14 protein-coding genes and 1 pseudogene are annotated in these 17,001 nt (G+C 64.9%); 7 read left to right on the plus strand and 8 right to left on the minus strand.

Going from position 1 to position 17,001, the window contains the following annotated elements; genetic code table 11:
* Window positions 1-18: 18 nt before the first annotated feature.
* Complete coding sequence (locus tag QH276_RS05350; protein WP_280398255.1) at window positions 19-498, plus strand: Lrp/AsnC family transcriptional regulator; 480 nt, start codon at window positions 19-21, stop codon at window positions 496-498.
* Between the two features lie 30 nt (window positions 499-528).
* Here QH276_RS05350 and leuD read toward each other — a convergent pair whose 3' ends face one another.
* From leuD to QH276_RS05365, 3 genes are read right to left on the minus strand one after another with little or no spacing between them, the layout of a single operon-like run.
* A complete protein-coding gene (gene leuD, locus QH276_RS05355; RefSeq protein ID WP_280398242.1) occupies window positions 529-1,128 on the minus strand; it encodes a 3-isopropylmalate dehydratase small subunit in 600 nt (199 codons plus the stop codon).
* A 29-nt stretch (window positions 1,129-1,157) separates the two neighbouring features.
* Window positions 1,158-2,558 (minus strand): 3-isopropylmalate dehydratase large subunit, encoded by a 1,401-nt coding sequence (gene leuC / locus QH276_RS05360; RefSeq protein ID WP_280398243.1) that lies wholly within the window; start codon window positions 2,556-2,558, stop codon window positions 1,158-1,160.
* Between the two features lie 47 nt (window positions 2,559-2,605).
* Window positions 2,606-3,958, minus strand: coding sequence for a 2-hydroxycarboxylate transporter family protein (locus QH276_RS05365; RefSeq protein ID WP_280398244.1), 1,353 nt, complete (start codon window positions 3,956-3,958; stop codon window positions 2,606-2,608).
* A gap of 807 nt (window positions 3,959-4,765) precedes the next feature.
* Here QH276_RS05365 and QH276_RS05370 point away from each other — a divergent pair.
* The 3 genes from QH276_RS05370 to QH276_RS05380 all read left to right on the plus strand — a co-directional run bounded on the left by QH276_RS05370 (window position 4,766) and on the right by QH276_RS05380 (window position 7,184).
* A complete protein-coding gene (locus QH276_RS05370) occupies window positions 4,766-4,945 on the plus strand; it encodes a hypothetical protein (protein ID WP_280398245.1) in 180 nt (59 codons plus the stop codon).
* 510 nt (window positions 4,946-5,455) lie between these two features.
* A complete protein-coding gene (locus QH276_RS05375) occupies window positions 5,456-5,923 on the plus strand; it encodes an NUDIX domain-containing protein (RefSeq protein WP_280398246.1) in 468 nt (155 codons plus the stop codon).
* 40 nt (window positions 5,924-5,963) lie between these two features.
* Window positions 5,964-7,184: a metallophosphoesterase gene (locus QH276_RS05380; protein ID WP_432278598.1), complete on the plus strand. Its 1,221-nt coding sequence runs from the start codon at window positions 5,964-5,966 to the stop codon at window positions 7,182-7,184.
* Here the strand turns inward: QH276_RS05380 and QH276_RS05385 are convergent.
* The gene (locus tag QH276_RS05385; protein WP_280398247.1) at window positions 7,132-8,430 is read right to left on the minus strand and encodes a cytochrome P450; all 1,299 of its coding nucleotides are present in this window, start codon (window positions 8,428-8,430) and stop codon (window positions 7,132-7,134) included. The two genes, QH276_RS05380 and QH276_RS05385, sit on opposite strands and share 53 nt — an antisense overlap.
* Window positions 8,431-8,906: 476 nt before the next feature.
* On the opposite strand from QH276_RS05385, the gene QH276_RS05390 reads away from it, so the two are divergent.
* Window positions 8,907-10,055, plus strand: a complete 1,149-nt coding sequence (locus QH276_RS05390) for an MFS transporter (RefSeq protein WP_280398248.1) — start codon at window positions 8,907-8,909, stop codon at window positions 10,053-10,055.
* A gap of 31 nt (window positions 10,056-10,086) precedes the next feature.
* On the opposite strand, the gene QH276_RS05395 is transcribed toward QH276_RS05390, so the two are convergent.
* From QH276_RS05395 to QH276_RS05405, 3 genes are read right to left on the minus strand one after another with little or no spacing between them, the layout of a single operon-like run.
* Window positions 10,087-11,835 carry an ABC transporter ATP-binding protein gene (locus QH276_RS05395; protein WP_280398249.1) on the minus strand — a complete coding sequence of 583 codons (1,749 nt, stop codon included), beginning with the start codon at window positions 11,833-11,835 and terminating at the stop codon, window positions 10,087-10,089.
* Window positions 11,832-12,113, minus strand: a complete 282-nt coding sequence (locus QH276_RS05400) for a hypothetical protein (protein WP_280398250.1) — start codon at window positions 12,111-12,113, stop codon at window positions 11,832-11,834. Before QH276_RS05400 ends, QH276_RS05395 begins: the two co-directional genes overlap by 4 nt.
* Window positions 12,110-13,909, minus strand: a complete 1,800-nt coding sequence (locus QH276_RS05405) for an ABC transporter ATP-binding protein (protein WP_280398251.1) — start codon at window positions 13,907-13,909, stop codon at window positions 12,110-12,112. Before QH276_RS05405 ends, QH276_RS05400 begins: the two co-directional genes overlap by 4 nt.
* Before the next feature lie 137 nt (window positions 13,910-14,046).
* On the opposite strand from QH276_RS05405, the gene QH276_RS05410 reads away from it, so the two are divergent.
* Both QH276_RS05410 and QH276_RS35490 read left to right on the plus strand, forming a co-directional pair.
* Window positions 14,047-14,610, plus strand: coding sequence for a TetR/AcrR family transcriptional regulator (locus QH276_RS05410; protein ID WP_280398252.1), 564 nt, complete (start codon window positions 14,047-14,049; stop codon window positions 14,608-14,610).
* A 418-nt stretch (window positions 14,611-15,028) separates the two neighbouring features.
* A pseudogene (locus QH276_RS35490) lies at window positions 15,029-15,196 on the plus strand (LuxR C-terminal-related transcriptional regulator); the annotation flags it as partial.
* A gap of 164 nt (window positions 15,197-15,360) precedes the next feature.
* On the opposite strand, the gene QH276_RS05415 reads toward QH276_RS35490, so the two are convergent.
* Window positions 15,361-16,062, minus strand: coding sequence for a GTP pyrophosphokinase (locus tag QH276_RS05415; protein ID WP_280398257.1), 702 nt, complete (start codon window positions 16,060-16,062; stop codon window positions 15,361-15,363).
* Window positions 16,063-17,001 lie beyond the last annotated feature (939 nt).

Consider the following 17,001-nt stretch of genomic DNA (forward strand, 5'->3'; position numbering starts at 1 on the left):
TGATGGAGTGTGGAGATCGTGGCCAATCGCCTGGACAAACTCGATCTGGACCTGCTGAAGCTGATCGTCGAGGAACCGAAGGCCGGGGTACGGGAGTACGCCCGCCGGCTCAATGTCGCGCGCGGTACGGTGCAGGCGCGGCTCGACCGATTCTCCGAGAACGGGGTCATCACCAGCTATCGTCCGCAGATGCAGCCGACTGCCCTCGGCTATTCGATCCTCGCCTTCGTGCACGTGGATATCGCGCAGTCGATGATGGACGCGACCTGCGCGCATCTGGGAACGATTCCCGAAGTGCTCGAGGTCAATTCCGTGGCCGGTAACGGCGACCTACTGTGCCGGGTGGTGGCGATCGATCATGCCGACTTCGAGCGGGTACTGCAGGAGATGATCGCGTTCCAGGGTGTGCTCAGGACCAAATCGGAACTGGTCCTGAGCCGGCGGATCGCTCCACGCATTGTGCCGCTGCTCGAAAAGAAGCGGGCGAAGGTCCCGTGATCGGGAGAGCTTCGCCCGCCGGGCCTTCGGTCACAACGACAGACGTGCGGTGGACGGGAGTGCCGGCCGGCGGCGGCTCTCGAAGTCGCTGATCATGTCTGCGTGTCGTAGCGTCAGATCGATAGGATCCAGGCCCTCCAGCAGCCGTGTACGGGTGTTGTCGTCGAGGTCGAACGAGGCCGTGAGCTCGCCCAGCCGGACTTGCCGCTCGACGAGGTCGACGGTGACCGGTGTCCGTGGTTCGGCTTCGATCCGCTCCCAGATCCGCTCGATCGTCGCCGGATCCAGGGTGACGGTGAGCAGGCCGTTGGTCAGGGCGTTGCCGCGGAAGATATCCCCGAAGCGCGGGGCGAGGACGGCCCGATAGCCGTAGTTCTGCAGCGCCCACACCGCGTACTCGCGCGAGGACCCCGTCCCGAAATCGCGGCCGGCCACCAGGATGGTCGATCCGGCGTAGGCGGGATCGTTGAGCACGAAATCGGGTTCTTCGCGCCAGTCGTGGAAGAGTTTGTCGGCGAACCCGGTCCGCGAACTGTGGGTGAGGAAGCGGACGGGAATGATCTGGTCGGTATCGACATCGGTGCGGCGCAGGGGAGTGGCGACACCGGTGTGCACGGTGAACGGTTGCACGGTTCCTCGATTCGGCAGTGTGGCAGTGGTCAGTTCAGGTCGGCCGGGGCGGCCAGGCGTCCGGCGACCGCGGTCGCCGCGGCCACCGCGGGCGAAACGATGTGGGTGCGCGACCCCTTGCCCTGGCGGCCTTCGAAATTGCGGTTGTTCGTCGACGCCGCCCGTTGGCCGGGGGTGAGCCGGTCCTCGTTGAGCGCGGCGCACATCGAGCAACCCGCGAACCGCAAACTCGCCCCGGCGGACTCGAACACCTCGTGCAGTCCCTCGTCGATGGCCTGCTGACGCACCTTCATCGACCCCGGCACGATCATCAACTCCACCCCGGGAGCGACCTTGCGGCCGTCGAGCACCCGGGCGACCTCGCGCAGATCCTCGATCCGGCTGTTGGTACAGGAACCGACGAACACCACGTCGACGGGCAGGCCCCGGACCGGCTCCCCGGCGCGGACACCCATGTATTCCTGGGCTCGTTCGACCGCCGCGCGCTCCACCGGATCGGTGAACGAGGCGGGGTCGGGCACCGGGTCACCCAGCGGAGCGCTCTGGGCGGGCGTCGTACCCCACGACACGAAGGGGGTCAGCGTCGAGGCGTCGAGCACGACCTCTTTGTCGAATACCGCATCCTCGTCGGTGTAGAAGGTGCGCCAGTGCTCCACCTCCGCATCCCAGGCGGCCCCGGACGGCGCTGCCGGCCGGCCACGCAGATATTCGAAGGTTCGTTCGTCGGGCGCGATCATGCCCGCCCGCGAGCCGGCCTCGACCGACATATTGCACACCGTCATCCGGCCCTCCATCGACAATTCGCGGATGGCCCGACCGCGGTATTCGATAATGTGTCCTTGCCCGCCGGCGGTCCCGACGCGGGCGATGATCGCCAGGATCAGATCCTTGGCGGTCACCCCGTCGGGCAGGGAACCGTTGACGGTGACCGCCATATTCTTCAACCGCGCCATCGGCAAGGTCTGAGTGGCCAGCACATGTTCGACCTGGCTCGTTCCGATACCGAAAGCCAGCGATCCGAACGCGCCCTGGGTGGCGGTATGGGAGTCGCAGCAGACGATGGTCGAACCGGGGTGGGACAGGCCCAGTTCCGGTCCGATGACGTGCACGATGCCCTGATGCTCCGCACCGAGCCGGAACAGTTCGATTCCGAACTCGGCGCAATTCTTCCGCATCAGCGAAACCTGATGGCGAGCAGCCGGATCGGTGATCGTCTTGTCGATCGCGATGGTGGGGGTGTTGTGGTCCTCGGTGCCGAGGGTGAGGTCGGGCCGGCGGACGCCGCGGCCCGCGGCCCGCAGCCCGTCGAACGCCTGCGGGGTGTTCACCTCGTGCAGCAGATGCATATCGATATAGAGCAGGTCCGGTTCACCGTCCGCCCGCCGCACGACGTGTGCGTCCCAAACCTTCTCCGCGAGCGTCTTACCCATCGTCCCTCTCTCTGTTTCCTGATCGATCCAACCCGTCACCATGACGGTCAGTTGCCGTAGAAATAGGCCAGCAATCCCGAGGCCGACAACAGCACCAGTCCGCCGCCGAGGCGGGAGGTGATCTGCGCGAACGGAAGTAGATGCATACGCCGGGTGGTGCCCAGCGTCGCGATATCGCCCGAGCCGCCGAGGTCGGTCATGCACAAGCCGGCGGTGATCGACGACTCGACGAAATACAGCTTCAACAGCCAGCCGACAAAGCCCGCCGTCACCGCGGTAACAAGTACGGTCGCGACCGTGATGGCCAAATAGGCGGGGCGGGACACCAGTTCGGCGATCTGGTCGATGTCGATCATGGTGACGCCGATGCCGACCAGCGCGGCCGGAACCCACAGCTTCACCACGAACTGATACCACTCCGTCGTCGCCTCCTCGACCTCTGCCGGCAGTACGGCCGACAACTTGATGGCGGCGGTCAGCAGAATGACCCAGGCATAGAGGTGCACCGCCGGGACAGCGGCCTGGAGGAGGGCACCCACCAGGTAGATGGTGCCGGTGAGCAACAGGCCGCTGCCGAGGGTGCTCACGGTGAGTGGGCGCCTCTCGGTGGCCGCCGCGACCTCCGCCTGGGTGGCTTCTATGCGCAGCATGTCACCGTTGCCGTTGAATCCGACGAACAGTTTGGTCTTGCGGCGCGTGAGACTGGCGTAAACCGAAGCCAGGACGATGCACAGCAGGTTGGCCGCGATGATCGGCGGAACGATGGTGGACATGTACTGCTGCTGGTCGCCGCCCATCGAATCGGCGTACATCTGCGACAGCGGTATCGCGCCGCCGGAGATTCCGCCGGCCATGATCGGGATGGTGACCTCGAGGATCGCGTTCCGGAAACCGAAGCCGGTCGCCGCGGCTACGCCACCGATGATCGCCACCACGGTGGCGAAGGAGATCAGAATGACCAGGCAGAATCTGCCGCCCGCTGTGATCAGGAACCGCCGGTCCATCCCCAGGATGCTGCCCGCGATGATCGACGCGACCAGGATCTCGACGAAGCCGTATCCGGTGAACCAGTCCTTGACTATCGCGGCGAAACTATCGGGTGCGAGCCCGAAATACACTACGACGGCCGGGCCGAAGACACAGAGCAGGGGTCCGCCACCCACCGCGGACAGTGCCGGCGTCCGGTCGCCCAGCCAGAACAGCCCGCACCCCAGAACCATTGCGATGGCCAGCCCGCCGAAGATGTTGTCCGGCAGGGTCTCGGTATAGAGCGCGCAGAGCCCGACGGCCACCAATAGCAAGTACCAGGGCCACGGAATGGACAGAATTCTCGCTCGCTGGGAAGTGGGTGTCGAGCGGCCCGTCGTCTCCGCGCTGTGCACGGCGTCCTCGGTCTTCACGTTCGCCTCCTGCACCGGGCCTGCGCGACTGTGCGCCGACCTCGGAAATAATAGACAGTGACTCAGATCACTGGCCGTGAACGGTAGACCATGAAAGCCCAATGACTCTATTGATGGGCGAAAAAGTATGCCATTGGCTCAAGTTTGGGCAGTTTCCGTGGCGGAAGTCGGCCAAAAGCTCACTCGGTGGGAAAGTGGTGAGGTGAGCCGGTGGCATGCCCGGGTTGCGATCGATCGGCGATGGCCTTGCCGACGACGTAGCCGTTGGTACGGTCTCGCGCGGCCCTCCTACACCATCTATTGGCCCTCGGAGGCCCAGCGCGGGCGGCGCCTCGACGCTACGTTCGGGCCGCGTATCGCTGATTGGTTCATCGAGAGGGCGCCCCGTCTACGGACCGGGCGTCCGATCTCGCACAAGGACACGAACAGTTCCGATCGATGTCGCGGTTCGATCGGTTCCCGAAAGTGTTGTGCGATCATCGAATACAGCCGCTCGCGGCTGACCGTAGCGGAGCCGGAAAAGCTCTTGTGCGCAAACTACCGTCACCACGGGACCGCGTATCCGCGAGCTCGCCCCGGCTCGCTGTGTACCTCCGAGTCCGTGATGTCGAGGCGCTCGCTTCCGAGTTCGGTGTGCAGGCGAAGGAAGCTCCGTGGGCGCAGGAGATCAAGCTGTGCGACCCCGATGGTAACCGGCTTCGAATCGGCACTCCGAGGAAATGATGCTCGCCGGCCATGGCCGCAGCGGTGGTCGAATCTTACTGTTGTGCTGATGACCTCCACTCAGGAATTCGAACAGGGAACACCATGAGCAGAAGAACCTTCGCCCTCTCCGCAGGGCTCGCCGTACTTGCCATCGTCCTCGCCGCCACCAACTGGCACCCGTTGCGCGCCGGTATCTACGCACTCGCCTGGGCTGCAGCGACCGGCATCCTGTACTTCGCCGATCGACGCCACAACGACCCGAAAGAAAACGTGGATGCCTAGAACACGTCCGGGTCGTATCAACGTCGGCGTCCGGCTCACCGACGAGCAGATCGAGGCACTCGACTGGCGCGCCAGCAAGAATGGCTCAACACCAAAGCCGGTGAACCGACTTGTTCCAATAGGTGACGTAGTGGTTGAGGAGTTCGGTCGGCGGGCATCCGTTCGATCACGGTCGGGATGAATTCGGCGAAGGTCGGTGCGAGACGAACACTTTGGCTCGACGCCCCGGGTTGCTTGGTCGGCTGCGGCGACGCCGAACGTCCGGAGGCAAATCGACACTACGCCCACGCACTCACCAGGAAACTCGTCCTGCGTCTCGCGTATTAGAGCCCTCTGGTTCGATCTGCTGCTGACCTAAATTTCCGGGTGACCAACCGGATGTTCCAGGAGGTACTCGTTGAGCGTTTGCCGGTGCGGACGAGGGGCGGGGGTTTGGATCGCTGGACCCCAGGTACTCGCCTCGTTCTCGGTGGTTCGGATTGCCGGAGGCATTCGGGCAAACTGCATGCCATGAAGTACAGCGCTGGAGTTCTGCTGTTTCGTCGAGAGCCGGAGATGCACGTGCTGCTGGCGCATATGGGCGGGCCGCTGTGGGCGCGTAAGGATTCGGGGGCGTGGTCGATCCCGAAGGGCGAGTACGAGCCGGCGACCGAGGAGGCTCGTGCCGCCGCGGCCCGCGAATTCGACGAGGAATTGGGTGTGCCGGTGCCCGACGGGGAGTGGATTGCATTGGGTGAAGTGCGGTACGGCAGCGGGCGGAGCATGAAGCAGGTCATGGTGTGGGCGGTCGAGGGCGAGCTCGATCCGGGTCGGGTGGTGCCGGGGGTATTCGAGATGGAATGGCCGCCGCGCTCGGGTGAGTACCGCGCTTTCCCCGAGGTCGATCGGGTCGAATGGTTCGATCTGGCCACCGCGCACGACAAGCTGACCACCGGCCAGCGGCCCTTGCTGCCCCGGCTTGCCCAGCGACTCGGCTGACATCGTCGTGCCCCTCGGGAACTGAATTAGTATCGAGGTGGTGAGCACTCCGTCGCCGGATACGGCGATCCGATCGGATTCGCGTACCTCATCTGGGCCCGTGCGGGCACTTGCGGTCACCACGACGATCGTCGCCGTGCTGCTGATCCTCTTCGTTGTCCCATGGTGGACGCTGGTGTTGTCCGGGACTCGGTGGCCGGCCCCCGTCGTCGCACTGGGCACATCGGCCTTCGCAATAGCTCTCGTGGTTCTACCTGTGACGCTGGTATTGAGCCACGGCCGCCGCCATCTCGACTGGGCAGGCATGATCGGCGACTCCATCCTGGGGATCGTGTGGGTGCTCTTCGCGTGGTCGGTGATCGGTACCGTCGCGCGGCTCGGACTCGCCTTCGTGGGCGTAGAAGACCCGGTTCGCTCACGGTCGGTGGCCACAGCGGTCGTTCTCGTCACCGCGGTTCTCCTGATCTGGGGCAATCGGGAGGCCATGCGAATTCCTCGGATAAAGCATGTGGACGTCACCCTGCCGCGACTCGGCCCGGGGCTGGACGGCACCCGAGTCGTCGCCGTCACCGATACCCATTTCGGTCCGATCAACCGGACGAAGTGGTCGCTCGGTGTTGCTGCGGCCGTGAACGAACTACGTCCCGACATCGTGGCCCATGTCGGTGATATCGCCGATGGCCCCGTGGAGCTACGACGTGGGCAGGCGGCCCCGCTCGCCACCATGGAGGCCGGACTCGCCCGGGTCTGTGTCACCGGCAACCACGAGTACCTCGGAGAGGCGCAGGGCTGGCTCGACTACATGGAGTCGATCGGCTGGAAAACTCTGCACAACGAGCATATTGTCGTCGAGCGCGGCGGTGATCGCCTTGTCCTGGCAGGTGTCGACGACGCTACTGCGAAGTCGGCGAAACTGAGTGGTCACGGTGCGAACTTCGATGATGCCCTGGCAGGAGTCGATCCCGGGCTGCCGGTGCTCATGCTCGCGCATCAACCGAAGCAGGTTTTCGAGTCCGCGGCCGCCGGTGTCGACCTCCAGATCGCCGGCCATACGCACGGTGGGCAGATCTGGCCGTTCAACTACCTGGTCCGCCTCGATCAACCCACCGTTCACGGGTTGAGCCGACACGGCGAACGGACACAGCTGTACACCAGCCGGGGCTCGGGTTTCTGGGGCCCTCCTTTCCGTATCTTCGCGCCCAGTGAAATCACGGTGATAACGCTTCATTCCGTTCGACCAGCCGGACCGGCATGCGTTTGATGCCGTGGATGAGTGCGCTGTGCCCGTATTCGGGTTCACCGAGTTCGACCGGCGGAACCTTGGTGATCAGCTCCCGGAACAGATGCTTCAATTCCATGCGGGCCAGCCAGGCGCCGAGGCAGTGGTGGGGGCCGCCGCCACCGAATCCGGCGTGGTGGTTCGGGTCGCGGGTGATGTCGAACGCGTGCGGATTGTCGAACGCCGACTCGTCGCGGTTGGCGGAACTGTAGAACATCACGACCTTCTCACCTGCCGCGATCGGGGTTCCGGCGATCTCGGTGTCGCGGGTCGCCCGGCGGGCGAAGTGCACCACGACGCTGCCCCAGCGGATGAATTCCTCGATGGCGGTGTTCATACGCCCGTCGGGATCCTCGCGCAGCCAGTCCATTTGGGCCGGATGCTCCACGAGCGCTTTGAAGGCATGGGAGGTGGTCTGTTTGGTGGTGTCGTTGCCGGCGGCGGAGAGCAGCACCATGAACGCGCCGATATCCTCATTGCTGAGGCGGTGGCCATCGAATTCGGCGGCGATCATCGCGGTCATGAGGTCGTTGTGCGGTTCCGCGCGGCGCTGCCGGGCCAGGTCGGTTCCTGCGGAGTGGAGGATGCCGATCTGCTTGTAGAAGAACTCGGCGCGCTCCTCGAGGCTGGTGTACTCGAGGTCGGTGGTGCCGAACAGGGCTTCGGTGGCGAACGCGACCGCCTCGCGGTCGGCCTCGGGGATGCCGATCATCTGCGAAATGGTTTGCATGGGCAGTTTCCGGGAGACCGCGTCGACGAAATCGAGGGTTTCGCCGGTCCGCAGATCGGCGACGAAATCGTCGACGATCCGGGCGGCATTGGCGCGGACCTGCTCTTCCACCCGCTGGATCTGGCGCGGAGTGAACGCCGAGCTGATCAACTTCCGGTAACGGGTGTGCCGGGGCGCGTCCAGGGCGATGAAGAATTTGGTGCTGTATTCGACATCGGGCGGCATATACCCCAGGGTCGTGCCGTCTTCCGAGGAGAAGATCTCCGGGTTCCGGCTGACCTGCACGACATCCCGGTACCGGGTGACAGCCCAGAAACCGGGATCGGGATCGGCGAAGATCAGGGAATCCGGCGGGGCATGCCAGGTGAGGCCCTGGGCCGCACGCAACCGGGCGAACGCCACCTCCCGGCCGTCGAAATCCTTTTCCCAGAACTCGTAACTGGAGATATCGACCTCATGATGGGGCCGCGTGGACGCCGCGCTGCCTGTCAGTGTCATGACCGCCTCCGAATCGCGTGTGCTCTCCCCATGGTGGCACTCCTGCGCCTCGGGGGCACGGAATCGACCGGGACACCGAACCCGGGGCCGGCGGCAGCGTGATCGTTTCCGCCGGTGATGCACCACTGGGATTCGGCTTGCCGAGCGGCCTCCGGTGCTTTTGAACGTGACCGACGATGTACGGGCGATCGATGCGGTGGAGAACCGTATGTGCCTCAGGTTAAGCTGAGGCCCAGGTGACTGACCATCAGTCATCGGCAATTGTTCCGAGAGAGTGTGGGGTCGGTGGGAGTGACCGGGCTGTTGTCGGATCTCAAACAGTGGCGGTCGCTGGTGAGCAACCGCCACACACTCGGTGTGGGGTGTGGCTTCGAAGCGGCGCGGCCCGGGTGATGGCGTTGGTTGTGGGAGAAGGTAGGGGCTGGTTCAGCGCCCGGCGTAATAGCGGTCCGGTAGAGATCGGCCTTCTCTATTTGGTGACCAATATCGGGTATTCGTTCTTCTTCCTCGCGTTCGGCACAATTCTGCTGGAGGGAGGGGTGCCGCTGGGGACAGTCGCGTTGGTGAACCTCTTGGGAGTCCTGTATGCCGCACGATTCCTGCTGGCCCCGGTCGTCGACCGTTACGGGTGGGCTCGATTCGGTCACTATCGGGGATGGTTGGTCTGTACTCAGCTCGGACTGCTCGTCGCCTTGGCCGGTCTGGCTCCGCTCGATCCGGTGCAGGACCTCCCAGCGGTGCTGGTGGTAATGGCGGTTCTGCTGGTGCTTTCGACTTTCCATGACACTGCGCTCAACGGGTTGGCCGTTCGGTTGATCGCTCCGGCAGATCACGGCCGCGCGAACGGAATACAGATCGCCGGAGCGAGCCTGTCGGTACTGCTCGGATCCAGTGGCGCGCTGTTGCTCTATTCGCGGTCGGGGTGGACCGTGACGGTGTTCGCGCTCGGGGCGGTCTTTCTTGTGCCGCTGGGGTTGCTCACGCGTCTTCGCGAACCGTCGGCCGGGCAGCGGGACCGCCCGCCGGTGCTGTGGTCCGCCCTCGCGGACTCGTTCCGGCAGCCGCGTCGGGCGATGTGGATTCTGCTGGTGATTCCGCTGTTCGGTCTCGCGGAATGGCTCGCCACGGCGCCACAGTCGGCGATGATGCTGGATGCCGGCTGGTCGATGGACCGGATCGCGACGGTGCAATCGGTGGCGATGTCGATGCAAGTGGTGGCGGCCTTCAGCGCCGGGGTGATGATCAGCCGGTGGGGGCGGTCGGCGTGTGCACTCGTTTTCGGAACGATCGGCGCGGTCAGCGTGCTGGCACTGCTGCCGCTGGCGGCAGGTGCTACCGCGCCGGTGCTCACGTCATCCGCAGTGGTGGGGGTGGCCATCGCTTATGGCGCGAAAGTCACCTGGTTCGCCACTATTTCGATGCAGATGGCACGCCGCGAGACAGCGGCTACCGATTATTCCGTCCCGATGTCGCTCGAGGGAGCGGCCGTTACCGTGATCAGCTCCGCCGGATTGGCGATGGCAGCGGCGGTGGGGTTCACCTCGTTGCTCGTGGCCGCAGTGTCCGTCGCTGTGGTGGGTACCGGGCTCGCGGCGGTGTGGGTACGCGGGCAGGTGGGCCGCTGACCGGCGGCCCACCTGGTCGTGTGTATCGGGGTCAGGCGTGCCGGGTGATACGCCAGCTCCGCGCTTGATGTGTATGCCGCAGGAGACGAGCGTAATAGCTGTTGGTTGCTCGGAGTTGTTGCGGTGTACCGGTTTCGGCGATGCGGCCGGAGCCGTCGAGTGCGATGATCTGGTCGGCGGCATCGAGGGTGGCCGGTCGGTGCGCGATGACGACGACGGTGCGGGCGGGATCGCCGGCGAGTTCCGCGATGGCACGGCCGATGGCGTGCTCGTTCTCCGGGTCGAGGGCCGAGGCGGCCTCGTCGATCAGGACGATGGGGGCATCCTCGAGTAGGGCCCTGGCGATCGACACCCGTTGCCGTTCCCCTCCGGAAAGTGCGGAACCGCCCTCGCCGACGCGGGTGTTCCAGCCGTCGGACAGCCGTGCCAGGAGATCGTCGAGGCGGGCGGCGCGGGCTACCCGTTCCAGGTCCTCGGCCGTTGCGTTCGGCTTCGCGATCCGCAGGTTTCCTTCGATGGTGTCGTCGAAAAGGTATACGTCCTGGAAGATGATGGCGATATGTCCGAGCAGGGTGGCCGGGTCGTAGTCGCGGACATCGACGCCGCCGATACGCACCGTCCCGCTGTCGGTGTCGAAGAAACGCGCGATCAGTTTCGTGATGGTGGTCTTCCCCGATCCGGAAGGTCCGATGAGCGCTGTGGTGCTGCCCGCCGGGCAGCGGAATCCGAGTCCGGTGACCGCGGGTTCAGCGCTACCCGGGTAAGTGAAGGTCACCTCGTCGAATTCGATATCCGGCGTGGCTATTTCCCGATGTGGAGTGGGTCGTGCCGGCAGCGTCGGCGTGTCCAGGAGTGTGCCGACCCGGCCGACGGCGTTGTCCATGGCATGCAGTGCGCCGATCAGTTCGATGAGGTTGCTCAACGGCTCCATGAACCGGACGGCCAGGACGAGCAGTGCGATGGCCTCGGGGACGCCGAGTGAGTCCTCGAAGAGCAGAGCCGTGGTGAGCACCAGTACGGCGAGGAAGCCTGTCAGCACGACAGCGGTGTAGGTGAGGTCGGGCACCATCGCGCGCCGGAGTCCGCGTTCGTAGACCTGCCGGTGTCGGTCGAGGGATCGCAGCATCGGAGCGGACCCGGTGCGGGCCCGTCCCGCCGCGCGCAGGACCGGTTGCGCCTGGCCCAGTTCGATGGCTCGGCCGGCGATACCTGCCGCGGCTCGTTCGAGCTCTGTCTCCACAGCCGAGTTGATCCGGCCCGCATGGCGTAGCGCGGCCAGCGCGACGGGCAGGACGAGTGCGAACAGAACGGAGATCCGCCAGTCGACCGCGGCCGTGACAGCGGCGATGGTCAGCGGGGTGAGTATCGCGGTGATCGCCGGCCCCCCGGTGCTGACGGCGAGTTGGCCGATATTTCCGGCATCCGCGGTCAGTGCTCGGGTCAGCCGGGATTTGTTCTCCGGAATGAACCAGCCCAGCGGCAGCTGGGCGGCATGCTGTACGAGACGATGCCGCAGCTGTCCCGCGACCTCGGACGCTGCCGTGAATCCGATAGGCGTCGCGACGACAGTGAGTACGCCGTACACGAGTAGGCCGATCGCCGCGGCCACCAGCCATGGTGCTGCCTTGGTGAAGTCGGGTTCCGGCTGCACCAGGGTCCGTAGGATGGGGATGAGCGCGCCGAGCAGCAAACCCTGGAGAACGGCTTGGGCTGCGTGGAGCGCGCCGAGGCGCACAATCAATCGCGGATGCGGAATCAGCGAATACAGGTGGCGAATCATAGGGCTGTTCCTGTCTGCCAGGCGCGGTACGCACGGGCGAAAATTCCGTCGAGTTGCAGCAGTTCAGCGGCCGTGCCGCATTCGGAGAGTCGGCCGTCGTGGAACACTGCGAAGGTTTCGGCGGTTCCGGTGGCCGAGGCGATACAGATCGTCAGTCCGTGCACCAGGCCCCTCAACGCGGATTCGGGCGCGCATGCGGTGGTGTCGTCGGCGGGAAGGACGACCAGCGCGGCGCCGGGCAACCGCGGCAGTACTGCAAACGGCCGGTAGCGAGTCATCGGCCGTCTTCGTTGTGCTGTGTCCGCCACATTCGTGCGTACAGGCCGTCGAGGCGGAGCAGTTCGGTGTGTGTACCGCGCTCGGTGATTCGGCCGGCGTCGAGCACGAGGATCTGGTCGGCGGTGGCGATGGTGTGGAGTCGATGGGCGATAACGATCACCGTCTTGTCCTGCACCAAGCTCGATAAGGCTTGCTGGACGGCTGTTTCGCTGTCCGGGTCCAGGGAAGCGGTCGCTTCGTCGAGGACGACGATCGGCGCTTCGGAAATCATCGCCCGGGCGATGGTCAGGCGTTGACGCTCCCCACCGGACAGATCGGCACCGTCGCCGAGCACAGTGTTGTAGCCGAGGGGCAGTGCTTCGATGACATCGTGTATCCGGGCCGCGCGTGCGGCATTACGGACAGCCTCGTCATCCGCGCCGGGCGCGCCGATGCGGATGTTCTCGGCCACGGTATCGCGTAGCAGTGCTACGTCTTGGAAAACAAGTGACAGTGAGGCCAGCAAAGCGCTGGAGCTCATCTCGCGGATATCGACCCCGCCGATCCTGATCGCTCCGTGCGTGACGTCGTAGAAGCGGGGGATCAGGCTGGCAAGGGTCGATTTTCCTGCGCCGGAAGGGCCGACCACGGCTGTGACGGTCCCCGGTTCGCACGCCACAGTGACAGCGTCCAACACCGGGCTGCGGCCGTCGTAGGAGAAGCCGACTCGGTCCAGCTCCACTCGGCTGCCGTTCGGTGTCTGCGGCGTGGTGGTTTCGGGAAGCGGTGTGCGGGACAGCAGGGACTCTATGTTCTGTGCCGCGCTGCGTCCCTTGCGAAGACCTTGCGAACCGTGAATGGCAGGGTTGATCGCCGTCGGGAGGCCCACACCGACAATGAGAAACGGCAGAACATCAGCCATGGATGCCGAACCGGTGTACACCAGTGCGATCCCGGCTCCACCCAGAACGGCGAGCAATGTCATCTCCGAGGCGAGCAGGCGCGCGAATGCCGTGCTGTATCGCGTTTCGTTCGCCCACGCGGCCAGCGCGTGGGCATGTTCTGTGATCGCCTCGTCGAATCGCTGTTGAATACGTCCGCCCGTCCCGGCGGCCTTGACGACCGCGATACCGTCCGCGAATTCCACACCGGCCGCGCCGATACGGGCTTCGGCGGCGAGCAACCGTTCCATATGTCCGGTCATCGACCGCATGGCCACCCGGTAACTGATCCCCAGCAGCGCCAGTGCGCCGACAGCGACCCCTGTCAGAGTAGGGTCGACGAAAGCCAGGTAGGTTACGCCGATCGCCACGGAGACCGCAGCGCCGACCATCTCTCCCAGCGCGTGCGCGATGAGCTGGTGCATCTCCTCGAGATCATTGGTCATCCGTTTGTTGACCTGTGCAGATCCGCTGGTGCGGAACCAGCCCAACGGCAGGGAGCCGAGATGGCGCACCATCCTTGCTCGCAGTTCGTGCAGGAGTTTCGCGTCCGCGAAATGACCGAGTCGCGACGACCCGTAGACAAGTAGCAGGCGGAATGCGGCGCCGAGGGCGCCGATCATCGCCCAGGTCCAGACCATCGGAGAGGAATCCTCCAGCCCGCGGTCCAGAACCGTCCGAGCGATTTCCGCGACCGCAATATAGGGAACGACGCCGCACGCCGCCGCGGCCGCGGAGAGGGCCGCGCACCCGATCAAGTGGTCACGAACCGGTTCGAGCAGACGCGTCAGCGCCCCGACCGGGGCGAGCCGATTGCGCGGTGGCTCGTCGGTCGGGCTTTCCGGGGGCGTTGCGGGCGAAATCGTGGTGGTCATGATCCTCCGTGTCCAATCTAGCGACTGACCGTCAGTCATTACGTTATTAGGCAACCCTCAACAAGGCAAGCGCGACCGAGGTCGCGACGGCTTGCGGAATGTGGCTCGGTAGTATCGGGCCGGCGAAGGGAGCGACTGTGACCCGGACGAAACCGCCGGCGCAGCGGCGTGGCGAGCTACTGGACGCGGCGGAACAACTGCTGGTGAACAAGGGCGTGGACGCATTCACCATCGACGACGTCACCATCAGTGCCGGAGTCGCCAAAGGTACTTTCTACCTGCACTTCTCCAATAAGGCCGACCTGCTCAACGCCCTGCGCGACCGCTACGTACGGCGATTCGCCGACACCCAGCTCGCGGCCGCCCGGCGAGTCGCCGGAGTTGCCGGGATCGAGGAGTGGATGCGTGCGGGAGTAGGTGAGTACCTGCGCGAAATCAGGTTGCACGATGTCCTGTTCCACCCGGCGACCTACGACCGTGAAGCGCCGAACCCGCCCGTCGAAACGTTGACCCAACTGCTCGCGGAATTGCGGCCGGCCCCGCCCGACCCCCTGGCGACCGCAGTGATTCTCTACTCGGCGATGCACGGAGCGACCGACCATATCGCGCACAAGCCCGACGACGAGAATCGGATGCTCGACGCGCTGACCCAACTCTGCCGAGGGCTACTGGCGCCTGGAGGAAGCAAGCCCAGCCCGTAGCTTTGTGCATCACGAAGCGACTCTCGGCCTGTCCCGGCCCGTCGGCGGTGATGAAATCCTTCGAGGGGCTATGTCGATTTGTGGCGGTCCCGCACGGATGCGCGCGCGGCATGCGAGAGCAAGGATGTGGCGAGACTCAGGACAGGCCGGTTCATCCAAGTCGGTGAGTGCGGCGGTGAGGACGGTTGTCAGGACTGTCTGCATGCGTGTGGATTCGGCGACCGTACGCCGCAACCCGGAAGCAGAGTGCGCACCCTAGGCGCCCAGGTGGACGTCGAGGTCATCGCGGACTGGGCAGCCGGGTAACGATCCGGCTGCTGTTGGAGCCACCGGCGCCACTACGGGATCTGCTCGGTCTGACGGCTCTGAATCGCCGTGAGCGCGAGGTCTTGCGCATCCCTGCCGCGACCAGCGGAACAAGGCCTGCGCGGCGGAACTGGTTGCCGCCGAGGGCACCGTTGAATTCCACGTCGCCGGCCTGCTGAAGAAACTCGACGTGTCCTCGCGCGACGAGGCCGCCGCGATCGGGGCGCAGGCCGGCCTTGTACCTCGCACCGAAACGATCGACCCGCCTCGGAATCAGTAGTCCGGCGACAACGCAGTCGGGCTGGGGTCGATCGACTCTGCGCGGATATTTGTCATCCGGGGAGGACTGTGGACCGGCCGCCGTGCCGGCCGAGGTACGGCGCACCGGCGTGGCGATCCACCGGCCCACCACGGGATGACTCGCCGTGGACAAGTGCGGGCGCGTCACGATCGGGCATCGCGGATGTGTTCCCACACGTACCTGAGGACCTCGTCTTCGATATCGGACTGGGGTCCTCGGTCACCGTTCACCCCGTGTACTTCGGTGTGCAGTTGCTCCATCCGGCGGTCGAGTTCGGCCGCGGTTGCCGCCGCGTCGGTGAGGTCGTCGATGAGCCGCTGCGGGACTGCCCCGTCGTACTTGTAGAAGATCTTGTGTTCGAGGGTCGCCCAGAAGTCCATGGCTACTGTGCGTACCTGGAGTTCGACGGTCACGTTTACGGGCCCGGTCGATAGGAAGACCGGGATCTGTAGCAGGGCGTGCAGGCTTTTGTAGCCGTTCGGTTTGGGATGGGCGATGTAATCCTTGACGGTGAGTACGCGCACGTCGTCCTGTGCAGTGAGTGTCTCGAGCACCCGGTAGGTGTCGGCGATGAAACTGCACGTGATCCGAACGCCCGCGATATCGGTGATGTATTCGCGCAGTTCGGGCAGTTCGGGGCGAATGTTCTTGCGAACCGCTTTACGCAGGATGCTGCTGGGCGACTTCACCCGGGAGGTGACATGTTCGATCGGGTTGTAGTGATGCAGGTGCAGGAACTCCTCCCGCAGAATGGTGACCTTGGTCAGCAACTCCTTCACGGCGAATTCGTACTCCATGACGAAGCGTGTCATGTCGTCGCGCATGCGGGACATGAACGCGATCATTGCCTCGTCGTCCGACCTGCGCTGGTTGCTGTCGCGGATAACGTCTTCCTCCACTCGCTCCGTCCTTGTATCGCGTTGCTGGGCGCCGCAGCGAAGCCTGGCGCCGACCCGTACTCTTGCGTTCCCGGTTGGTGCGGTGGTGGCGGGCGGGAGCGGAGTTCCTACTGCAGGCCGGCTTCGTCCGTCGACACGTTCGGGCCGGGATGAATGGTCGACAATCGGGTCGGTGTCCGATACCGCCAGTATGCCGTTCGATCGTTGGCCCGTTCGGGTTCAACGTATGGGCTGACCAGTTCGGTGCGCACCCAGACGGTACCGTCGACAAGGCGCGCGCCACGCAGGCCGGATACATACACGGGGGCGGTCCTATCGTTCATCGCTGTCGCGGCTCTCCAGAATATCGGGGTTGGATCGGACTCCGGAAACTGCTCCACCACGTTGCCTGTGTCCGGGCTACTGCACCACCGCCGAATGACCGAGCGCATACCTAATTCCGGCTTGCGGCCGTCCGATGGAGGGGAGAACCGGGCGCCGTAGTGTGTCATCGGTCGCAATTTCCAACTCCCGCGCGGGGTGAAACCGCAGACCGCAGTGTTGCGGGGAAGAGGATGTCAGGCGACGTCTGGACATGGTGGGGCACAAATGCCGCAAAAAGTGTCCGGAGGGGAATTGACCACTACGTCAACCTGCTGCAACACCGAAAATCGCTGGTAATCGGCACATAGCGGCGGCGTGAGAGTGGAGCGGCGATCATGAGTTTACAGGAACTCCTGAGTGGGGGTCAGGGGTTCGAGTCCCCTTAGCTCCACCATAGGGTCACTACTAGAACCCGGGGCTGAATGAACGCCCTGGAGTAGGACCCCTACTCCTCCCTTCATTCGGGAGTTGCCTGATTCAGGAGCATCCCGGCTTGTCTTGTGCCGGGTTGCGCCGCATGTT

Origin of the sequence: Nocardia carnea (assembly GCF_029869215.1) — a bacterium.
In the GTDB taxonomy this organism is placed as follows: Bacteria; Actinomycetota; Actinomycetes; order Mycobacteriales; family Mycobacteriaceae; genus Nocardia; species Nocardia carnea_B.